Origin of the sequence: Fonticella tunisiensis (genome assembly GCF_004364155.1) — a bacterium.
GTDB classification, from domain to species: Bacteria; Bacillota; Clostridia; order Clostridiales; family Caloramatoraceae; genus Fonticella; species Fonticella tunisiensis.
The window spans coordinates 1-4,238 of the sequence record NZ_SOAZ01000054.1; the positions used below are offsets into that span (position 1 = coordinate 1).

Consider the following 4,238-nt stretch of genomic DNA (forward strand, 5'->3'; position numbering starts at 1 on the left):
CCTTTTTCCCTTCCAAAATTTCAATAAAATAGAAAAAATCTAATTTCCTATAAAGAAAAAAGCTTTACTGGAAATTAGATGCGAAATCTCTGTTATGTTTCAGTATATATTGACATATTAGTATTAATTTAATATAATAACAGGTAAATATTGTTTATATTACTCTTATCAAGAGAGGTGGAGGGAAAGGCCCGATGAAGCCCGGCAACCAGCATGAAAAAATGCCAGGTGCCAATTCCTGCAGCGAAAGCTGAAAGATAAGAGAGGATAATGGCCATTACCTCTTTTATCAAAGAGGTTTTTTTATTTGCCTTTATACAAATTAAATAATGCTTAAACTCTTATCAAGAGAGGCGGAGGGAAAGGCCCGATGAAGCCCGGCAACCAGCATGAAAAAATGCCAGGTGCCAATTCCTGCAGCAAAAGCTGAAAGATGAGAGAGGACAGCGGCCGGGACCTCTTTCATCAAGAGGTCTTTTGTTTTGCTCTAAAAGTATTTAATTAATCCGTTGTGCTAGATAAATTTACAGATAGGCGCTGCGATAAAAAATATATTTCATTCACCAGCACGCTTAGCAAAGAAGTTCTAAGCTTTATGTGAATTTCATATATTTTTTATCTTCGCTCAGTTCCTGAACTGGCACAACGAGTTAAATTATGTTCAATACAAATTGATTTGAAAGGAAGAACTAATAATGCCATCAGTTAGCAATCGACTAAACAGTTTTACCGAATCGGTTATTCGAAGAATGACAAGAATTGCAAATACCTATGGAGCTATAAATTTATCCCAGGGTTTTCCTGATTTTGATCCACCTGCCGAACTGATTGAAGCCCTTAAGAGGGCGGCGGATAAGGGACCACATCAGTACGAGATTACATGGGGATCCCAAAAGTTCCGCGAAGCTTTAGCCAAAAAGCAGTCAAAGTTCATGGGGATATCCATTGATCCAGATAAGGAAATTGTTGTAACCTGTGGAAGTACAGAAGCGATGATGGTGGCAATGATGTCTGCATGCAATCCAGGGGACAAGGTGATCGTTTTTTCACCGTTTTATGAAAACTATGTTGCAGACACAATTCTTTGTGGAGCTGAGCCAATATATGTTCCACTTCATCCGCCGACATTTGAATTTGACAGGGAAGAGCTTATAAAGGCTTTTGAAAAGAGGCCCAAAGCCCTAATACTTTGTAATCCCTCAAACCCCACAGGAAAAGTCTTCACTATGGAGGAACTGCAGTTTATTGCAAATCTTGCACAGGAATATGATACTTTTGTAATTACCGATGAGGTATATGAGCATATTGTTATGCATCCATATAAACATATATATTTTGCGTCCCTGCCTGGTATGTTTGAGCGCACTATATCCTGTAGTTCACTTTCTAAAACATATTCCATTACAGGATGGAGGCTTGGTTATGTAATTGCACCTTCATATATTATAGAAAATGCACGAAAGGTGCATGATTTTCTCACAGTTGGCGCAGCAGCACCTCTACAGGAAGCTGCCCTTGCAGGATTAAATATGCCGGACCGATATTATGAAGACCTTAAAACTTTATATACTGAAAAAAGAGATATCTTCCTTAAAGGGCTGGACGAGGCAGGGCTTAAATATACTACACCTCAGGGAGCCTATTATGTTATGGTAGATATTTCAGAGTTCACAAATGGCAGTGATGTGGAATTTTGCGAATGGATGGCCAGAGAAGTAGGAGTTGCTGCTGTACCTGGTTCCAGTTTCTTTAGGGAGAATATAAACCATCTTATAAGATTTCATTTTGCTAAAAAGGAAGAAACTCTGATTGAAGCATTAAATCGTTTAAAATACCTTAGAGAAAAGGCCAGAAAGGGTATATTTTAGAATAAAAAATGCAGCTATATCTTTATGAAAATTAAACTTAATTTAGAATATAAAAGGGGTGTTTTTAATAATGAAAAAGCTACACGTACTATTATTATCGCTAGTATTAATCCTGGCTGTTTTAACAGGATGCACCGCAAAATCAGCATCAAAGAATGAGCAGGCTTTAAAGGTTGGTGTAACTGCTGGCCCCCATGAACAAATAGTGGAAAAGGTAAAGGAGCTGGCTGAAAAGCAGGGCCTTAAAATAGAGATTGTTACCTTCAATGATTATGTTCAGCCTAACGTGCAGCTGTTTGATAAGAAAATTGACGTTAATATTTATCAGCATGAACCTTACCTAAATAAATTTAATTCCGATAAAAATATGAACCTCGTTAAAATAGCTCCAACGGTTAATTTTCCTATGGGGGTTTACTCAAATAAAATAAAATCACTGAATGAATTGAAAAATGGGGATAAGATTGCCCTACCAAACGATCCAACTAATGAAGCAAGGGCTTTAATTTTGCTTCAGTCTGCTAACGTAATAAAATTAAAGGATGGCGTAGGAATTAATGCCACATTGAAGGATGTTGTAGAAAACCCCAAAAACATCAAATTTGTTGAACTTGAGGCAGCTATGGTTCCACGTTCACTTCCTGATGTAACAGCTGCTGCAATAAATACTAACTATGCTATGGAAGCAGGACTTAATCCGGTTAAGGATTCAATATTCATTGAACCCAAGGATTCACCATGGGTAAATATCATAGCAGCACGACCTGATAATAAAGATGATGAAAGAATTAAAAAACTGGTTGAAATTTATCATTCAGATGAAGTGAAGAAGTTTATTGAAGAAACATTCCAGGGTTCAGTAATACCTGGTTTCTAAGGAGATGCTTGCTGTGGCTAAATACTCATTTAAATATGGAAAGGATAAAATCGATATAAATATTAATGATGAACACATTATTCAAACCCTCTTTCCAAAGGAGGCTCCTTTTTTAAAAGACATTCCAAAGGAGGTTGTAAAATCCTTGGAAAATCCCATAGGAGCTCCTCCTCTTAAAGAGATAGTTAGGTCTGGAGAGAAGGTTGTAATAGTAGTAAGCGATGTTACGCGTCTCTGGGTAAGGACGAATGAATTTTTAATTCACATTGTTAACTATCTTAACGCACAGGGTATTGGTGATAAGGATATATCTATTCTTATAGCTCTTGGCAGCCATAGGCCTTCAACTGAAGAAGAAAAGAAGGCAATTGTTGGAGATGATGTTTACAATAGAATTGCCATATATGATCACAACTGTTTTGATGAAACGAAGCTTTGCTATCTGGGAGAATCAAGTTTTGGTACACCCATATACATCAATGAAAAAGTGATTAATGCTGATAGAGTCATTCTTACTGGAGGTATTGTATTCCATCTTTTTGCAGGGTTTGGCGGAGGAGCTAAAAGTATGGTTCCAGGTGTGGCTGGAATCAAAACTATTCAGCATAATCACAGATTAACCTTTTACGAGGGGGAAGGAGCAGGATTAAACCCCGATGCCCGTTCGAATAAAATATCCGGAAACCCTATGAGGGAGGATATTACAGAAATTTGTAGGAGGGTAAATCCTGATTTCCTCTTTAATGCTGTACTGGATGCTGAAGGAAATTTTATAGAGTTTGTTGCAGGTGATTTTGAGGAGGCATGGCTTAAAGGATGTAATACTATACGTAAGCTATATGGTATAAGTATAAAAGAGAAGGCAGACATCATCGTAGCATCCGCCGGAGGCTATCCCAAGGATATAAATCTGTATCAAACTGTGAAAACGATGGATAATTGTCTCTACGGTGGAAAAGAAGGCAGTGTAATTATATTGATTTCGGAATGCCGTGAAGGACTGGGGGCTGAGGAATTTTTAAAGTGGTTTAAATATAAAACCCTTGATGAAATGGAAAGTGCACTTAAAAAGAATTTTACTGTTCCTGGTTATGCCGCTTACAAAACAATGTATACAGCAAAATATAGGAAAGTAATATTTATTTCTTCTCTCCCTGATGATATTGTTGAAAAGCTGGGTTTTATACCATCCCATGATATAGGCAATGCTTTAGAAATTGCATACAGTCTAAGTCCATCAAGTCCTAAAATCACTGTTATGCCCTTTGGAGGAAATACACTTCCGATTATGTAAAAAACACGGGGTTTTAAAGGCCCTGTGTTTTTTATGCAATCGAAAAATTGTTATTTTCTTGCTGTTTGATGATTATAAAAAAACAAAATAATTTATAAATATGCCAGAAGTTTCGCAGATTAAAAAATAAATAGGGCGTAGCCCTTTGATATGTCAAGGTTTAGACGAATAATAATTGAAATATGTAAATTCCGATTTT

The 4,238-nt window shown here is 36.9% G+C and carries 3 protein-coding genes and 2 riboswitches; all 3 genes read left to right on the plus strand.

All coding sequences use genetic code 11. The annotated features are described in order from the left end of the window. Positions 1–162 precede the first annotated feature (162 nt). Positions 163–264: riboswitch (SAM riboswitch) on the plus strand. Between the two features lie 74 nt (positions 265–338). Beyond that, positions 339–440, plus strand: a riboswitch (SAM riboswitch). A gap of 255 nt (positions 441–695) precedes the next feature. The 3 genes from EDD71_RS14935 (at position 696) to larAH10 (ending at position 4,039) form a co-directional block, all read left to right on the plus strand. Further along, positions 696–1,868 (plus strand): pyridoxal phosphate-dependent aminotransferase, encoded by a 1,173-nt coding sequence (locus EDD71_RS14935; RefSeq protein WP_133629509.1) that lies wholly within the window; start codon positions 696–698, stop codon positions 1,866–1,868. Positions 1,869–1,938: 70 nt separating this feature from the next. Beyond that, positions 1,939–2,745, plus strand: coding sequence for a MetQ/NlpA family ABC transporter substrate-binding protein (locus EDD71_RS14940; protein ID WP_133629510.1), 807 nt, complete (start codon positions 1,939–1,941; stop codon positions 2,743–2,745). Between the two features lie 13 nt (positions 2,746–2,758). Then, the gene (larAH10, locus tag EDD71_RS14945) at positions 2,759–4,039 is read left to right on the plus strand and encodes an NPN-dependent 2-hydroxyacid racemase, LarAH10 family (RefSeq protein WP_166636512.1); all 1,281 of its coding nucleotides are present in this window, start codon (positions 2,759–2,761) and stop codon (positions 4,037–4,039) included. Positions 4,040–4,238 lie beyond the last annotated feature (199 nt).

What these genes read in the sequence shown, in the direction of transcription:
- EDD71_RS14935 (WP_133629509.1), top strand. Translation starts at nt 696, where the DNA reads ATGCCATCAGTTAGCAATCGACTAAACAGTTTTACCGAATCGGTTATT.
- EDD71_RS14940 (WP_133629510.1), top strand. Translation starts at nt 1,939, where the DNA reads ATGAAAAAGCTACACGTACTATTATTATCGCTAGTATTAATCCTGGCT.